Source organism: Qipengyuania sp. (assembly GCF_042095715.1).
Lineage (GTDB): Bacteria > Pseudomonadota > Alphaproteobacteria > Sphingomonadales > Sphingomonadaceae > Qipengyuania.
In genome coordinates, this window is the sequence record NZ_JBELMO010000113.1 from 1 (window position 1) to 5,896 (window position 5,896).

A 5,896-nucleotide genomic window follows, 5' to 3' on the forward strand; every position below is an offset into this window, starting at 1 on the left:
GGTTCGCAATGATCAGACTTGGCATCTCACTCACCACCGCATTGCTGCTGGCCGGCTGCGCAACCGTGCCGCCGGCCGATATGGCGATGACCGGCGGCGCGAAGCCGCTCGATGCGACCACACCCACCCAGCTCCCGAGGACTGCGGCGCCGTCGCACTATGCCATCGAGATCGTCCCCGACATGGACGCACTGAGCTTCACGGGTCGCTCCACCGTCGATCTCACCGTGTTCGAGCCGACCAATACGATCGTTCTCAATGCGCGCGATCTTGATATTGCCAGCGCCACGCTCGTCCCTGCCGCGGGCGGCGCGGCCATTCCGGTCAAGATCGGTCTCGACGAGGCGGCCCAGACGGCGAGCTTTCATTCGGACAGCGTGCTGGCACCGGGCGACTATCGCCTGACGACCGATTACACCGGCACGATCAACCAGCAGGCCAACGGTCTGTTCGCGCTGGATTACCCCGACAAGCGCGACGGCAGCGACAAGCGCGCGCTGTTCACCCAGTTCGAAGCCCCCGACGCCCGCCGGTTCGCGCCCATGTTCGACGAGCCGAGCTACAAGGCGACCTTCGATCTGGCGGCCGTGGTCCCGGCCGATCTCATGCCGCTCAGCAACATGCCTGTGAAGCTCAGCGAGGACGTGCCGGGAGGCAAGAAACGGGTTGTCTTCGCGACCAGCCCCAAGATGAGTAGCTACCTCCTGTTCTTCGGCCTGGGCGACTTCGAGCGTGCCAGTAAGCAAGCCATGCCTGGGGTCGAGGCGGGGATCGTGGGGCCGGCGGGCAGCGGCGAGCAGCTCGATTTCGCGCTTGACGAACTGGCCCCGCTCATCCCGTATTTCTCCGACTATTTCGGGCAGAAATATCCGCTCCCCAAGATCGACAACATCGCCGGGCCGGGCCAGTCGCAGTTCTTCGGTGCGATGGAGAACTGGGGCGCGATCTTCACCTTCGAACGCATTCTGCTGAACGATCCCTCCATCACCAGCGCCAGCACCCGCAAATCCATTTCGCAGGTGCAGGCGCACGAAACCGCGCACCAGTGGTTCGGGGATCTGGTCACGATGGCGTGGTGGGACGATCTGTGGCTGAACGAAGGCTTCGCCAGCTGGATGGAAACCAAGGCTTCGGATCATTTCCATCCGGAATGGTATCCGCTTCTGGATCGCGTCGGCGGGCGGGAAGCGGCGATGGGGCTGGACAGTTTCGCCACCACGCACCCCATCGTGCAGGAAATCCGCACGGTCGAACAAACCAACCAGGCCTTCGACGCCATCACCTACCAGAAGGGCGAGGCGGTGATTTCCATGCTGGAAGCCTACGCTACGCCGGAGGTTTGGCAGCGCGGGCTGCAACGCTACATGGCGGCCAACAAATATTCCAACGCCAAGACGGCGGAGCTGTGGCAGGCCGTGGAAGCGGCGGGCGCCACCGGCCTGACCGGTATCGCGCAGGATTTCACCACCAAGCCGGGTATTCCGCTCGTCCGCGTCACCAGCGCGAGCTGTTCCGGCGGGAACACGACGGTGGCGATAACCCAGAGCGAGTTCAGCCAGGATCGCAAGGATGCCGTGGCCGCCAATCCGCAGCAGTGGCGCGTGCCCCTGTTCGTATCGGCAGGCGGCCCGGCCGCGCGCCAGGTCGCGGACGGCCGGACCGCGCAGGTCACGGTGCGCGGATGCGGCCCAGTTGTGGCCAACGCCGGTCAGCTCGGATATTATCGCACGCTTTACACGCCGGGCATGCTCGACAGCCTCAGGTCGGGATTTGACGGCCTCGCGCCGATCGACCAGCTTGGGCTGCTTTATGATCAATACGCGCTGGCGCAGGCCGATTACCAGAATTTCGCCCCGGCGCTCGATCTGTTGCGCGCCATTCCTGGCGATGCGAACCCGCGCGTGGCCTCGGCGGGGATCGATCGGTACCAGAGCCTCTATTCCGCGCTGGAAGGCGATGCCGCTGCGCAGGCCAAGATCGCCGCGATGGCATCGCGCCAGTTCGGCGATCGGCTCACGCAACTCGGCTTCGCGCCACGTGCCGGAGAGCCGCTGGTCGATGATCAGCTTCGCGCCAGCCTGATCGGAAGCTTCGGCGCCATGGCCGATGACAGGGTGGAGGCCGAGGCGAGCCGCCTGTTCGCACGGCTGCAACAGGATCCCGCTGCGCTCGATGGCCCGCTCAAGACGACTTGGCTCGATGTGATCGCGAAGAATGCCACTGCGGAACAATGGAACCAGTTGCTGGCGATGGCGCGCAATTCGAAGAGCGCGGTCGAACGTTCGACCTATTATGCCCTGCTGGGCCGCGCCTCGGACCAAGGGCTGGCGAAGAAGGCTCTCAACCTCGCGCTGACGGACGAGCCGGGCAAGACGGTCAGCGCCGGCATGATCAGTTCCGTGGCCGAAAGCCATCCCGACATGGCGGTCGACTTCTTCTTCGCCAACGAGGCGAAGATCGTGCCGCTTATCGATGATTCCGCGCGGGCGCGTTACCTTGCCGGGCTTGGCCGGTCGTCGCAGGACCCGGCAATGATCACCAAGCTGGAACGCTATGCGGCCCGGCAGGACCCGGACACCGCCAAGCCGATCCTGCGCACGGTCGGCGTGCTGAGGGAAGGGGCCAAGGTCCGCCCGCGCACGCTGGCACAGGTCAAGGACTGGCTCGCACGGCAGTAGATCGGCCCAGGCGGGCCGGTGCCTCAGCGCATCAGCCCGCCGATCAGGTTGCGTACGAAGCGCCCCGCAAGCGGCCCGGCCAGATCGGTCGCGAGCGAGCCGAGCGCGCTCGAAGTGGCGGTCTTGGCGGGATTGGCGCGCGACTTCTTGCCCGTGATGGCACCCGCCGCGATGGCCGCGCCCGAACTGGTGGCCGCGTTCACGCCGCGTTTGAACGCCTTGCCCCAGATGCTGGCGGATTTGCGCTCGCGCTTGCCCACTTCGGCACGGCCTTTTTCTTCGACCTCTTCGGCGGTGGCGGCGGCATCCTCTGCCTTCCGGGCCAGGATTTCCTCGGCGCTTTCCCGGTTTATGGCGGTATCGTATTTTCCGCCGAGCGGGCTAGCGCCGATGATGACCGCCCGCTCTCCGGTCGTCAGCGGGCCCAGGCGGCTGCGCGGCGGCGCGATCAGCGTGCGTTGCACCACCGATGGCGCGCCATCGGGTTGCAGGGTGGAGACCAGCGCTTCGCCCACGCGCAGTTCGGTGATCGCCTGTTCGACGTCCAGATCGGGATTGATGCGGAAGGTTTCCGCCGCCGCCCGGATCGCGCGCTGATCGCGCGGGGTGAAGGCGCGCAGGGCGTGCTGTACCCGGTTGCCGAGCTGGCCGGCAATCTTCTCCGGGATGTCGATCGGGTTCTGCGTGACGAAGTAGACGCCGATGCCCTTGGACCGGATCAGTCGGACGACCTGTTCGATGGTGTCCTCAAGCGCGCCAGGGACATCGTCGAACAGCAGAGGCGCCTCGTCGAAGAAGAACACCAGCTTCGGCTTGTCGGGGTCGCCCACTTCTGGAAGCGCCTCGAACAGATCGGCGAGCAACCAGAGCAGGAAGGTGGCGTAGAGCTTGGGACTGCGCATCAGGCGGTCGGCCGCCAGAATGTTGACGACGCCGCGCCCCTGATCGTCGGTACGGATGAAATCCGAGATTTCCAGCGCCGGCTCCCCGAAGAACTGACCGCCGCCCTGCGCATCCAGGCTGAGAAGCTGACGCTGGATCGTGCCGACGCTGGCCCGCGATACATTGCCGTATTTCGCCGAAAGGTCCTTGGCGTGCTCCGCCGCATGGGCCAGCATGGCTTGAAGGTCCGCGAGGTCGAGCAGGAGCAGGCCCTGTTCGTCGGCGAAACGGAACACGATTTCCAGCACACCCGTCTGCGTGTCATTGAGGTTCATCAGCCGGGCGAGCAGTTGGGGACCCATTTCGGAAATGGTGGTCCGGATGGGGTGCCCCTGCTCTCCGTAGAGATCCCAGAAGACCACCGGGTTGTCGGCGTATGCGTAGTCGGAAAGACCGATCTCCTTCGCCCGCGACTCCAGCTTGTCCGCGTTCTTCGCGGTTGCCGATCCAGGCACCGCGATGCCCGCGAGATCGCCCTTCACATCGGCCATGAAAACGGGAACGCCCTGGCGCGAGAAGCTCTCCGCCAGCACCTGCAGCGTCACCGTCTTGCCGGTGCCGGTCGCCCCGGCGATCAAACCATGGCGGTTGGCGCGGGAGGGATGAAGCACCTGGCGCTCCCCATTTGCCCCCAGGCCCAGAAATATCGGCTCGCTCAAACCATCCTCCATCTGCTGTTCCGGCTTGTGCCATTCGCTCCGAGGCGGTCAAGCGTCTCGACAGGCCCGCGCGATGGTCTATGGGTGCCTCGAAATGCGTAAGCGCACACCACTCGTACTTCTCGACGATGCGCGCGGGTCCGGCGCAAGGGATGCCCAACTGTTCGAGGGCCCGGCGGAGGTCTTCGTCGCGCGCCGTCCCTCGGAGGTTTCGCAGGTTCTCGCCGCCGCCGACGAAGCACGCCGTCGTCATGGCGGCACCTTGGCGGGCTATATCGCCTATGAGGCCGGCTTCGCTCTCGAGCCGCGCCTTGCGAAGCTCGCCGAGGCACGCACCGGCGCGGGCGGACCGCTGGTATGGCTGGGGCGGTTCGAGGAGGTCCGGATGCTGCCTCCGAGCGGGGTGGCGGAATTTCTCGCGGATCGGTCCGATGGCGCTGCCTCGATCGGACCGCTCGTGCCGCAAGTGTCGCGCGGCGCTTACGACGACATGTTCGGGGCGGTGCAGGATGCTATCGCGGCGGGCGATATCTATCAGGCCAATCTGACCTTTCCGCTGGCCGGCGGGTTCACGGGGGACCCGCTCGCTCTTTATGCCACTTTGCGACCGGCGGGGCGCGCCGGCTATGGCGCGGCGGTATTCGATGGGGACAGGTGGCTCCTGTCGCAATCGCCCGAGCTGTTCGTGTCGCTCGACGGGCGTGACGCCCTCGTCAAGCCGATGAAGGGGACCCGGCCCCGCGCGCTTGACGACGAAGAGGATCGGGCGTTGCGCGAAGAACTCGCGAACAGCGAGAAGGATCGGGCCGAAAACCTGATGATCCTGGACTTGCTTCGCAACGATCTGGCGCGTGTTGCGGAAGCCGGAAGCGTGACGGTGGAAGATGCGTTCGCCGTGGAAAGCTTTCCCACGGTCCACCAGATGACCAGCACGGTACGGGCACGGCTGGCCGAAACTTCGGGCGCGCTGGACCTTGTCACCGCCCTGTTCCCCTGCGGCTCGGTGACGGGAGCCCCCAAGATTCGCGCGATGGAAATTCTGGCGGAGATCGAGCGCGATGCGCGCGGGCCATACTGCGGGGCCATCGGAAAGATCGGCCCCGATGGCGATGTGCTTTTCAATGTGGCGATCCGTACGCTTCGCCTCACCGAGATAGAGAACGGTCGCGGCAAGGCCGAGATGGGCGTGGGCGGGGCGATCGTCGCCGGAAGCGATGCCGGCACCGAATGGCGAGAGGCGCTGGTCAAGGGCGCCTTCGTTCGGGTCAGCGACCCCCTGCGCCAGGCCCCCGCCGTCGATCTGCTCGAAACCATGCGGTTCGAGCCCGAAACCGGAATCCCCGATCTTGAGGCGCATATGCACCGCATGCGCGACAGCGCGACCGCGCTCGGTGTGAGTTTCGACCGCCACGAAGCCCGCAACCGGATCCACGCGCTGTGCTTCGATCTCGACTTTCCCGCCTGCATCCGGCTGATGTGCAGCCGCGGCGGTGCGCTCGCGCTCGAGGTCCGGCCGCTGCCCGAAGCATGGGCCGCCCCCGCCGCGGCGATCCTCCTGCCGCTGCCGGTCGACCCGGGCGACTGGCGACTGACGCACAAGACCAGCGACCGAGGCTT

At 66.0% G+C, this 5,896-nt stretch carries 3 protein-coding genes; 2 read left to right on the forward strand and 1 reads right to left on the reverse strand.

Annotated elements, in window-relative coordinates; translation table 11 throughout:
* Positions 1 to 8: 8 nt before the first annotated feature.
* The gene (locus tag ACFDTG_RS15840; RefSeq protein ID WP_375291922.1) at positions 9 to 2,678 is read left to right on the forward strand and encodes a M1 family metallopeptidase; all 2,670 of its coding nucleotides are present in this window, start codon (positions 9 to 11) and stop codon (positions 2,676 to 2,678) included.
* Positions 2,679 to 2,701: 23 nt separating this feature from the next.
* Here the strand turns inward: ACFDTG_RS15840 and ACFDTG_RS15845 are convergent, their stop codons facing one another.
* On the reverse strand, positions 2,702 to 4,279 hold the full coding sequence (locus ACFDTG_RS15845; RefSeq protein WP_375291920.1) for a helicase HerA-like domain-containing protein: 1,578 nt from the start codon (positions 4,277 to 4,279) through the stop codon (positions 2,702 to 2,704).
* A 94-nt stretch (positions 4,280 to 4,373) separates the two neighbouring features.
* Here ACFDTG_RS15845 and pabB point away from each other — a divergent pair.
* Positions 4,374 to 5,896, forward strand: a 1,523-nt coding sequence (gene pabB / locus ACFDTG_RS15850) for an aminodeoxychorismate synthase component I (protein ID WP_375291921.1), incomplete at its 3' end; no start/stop codon positions are given.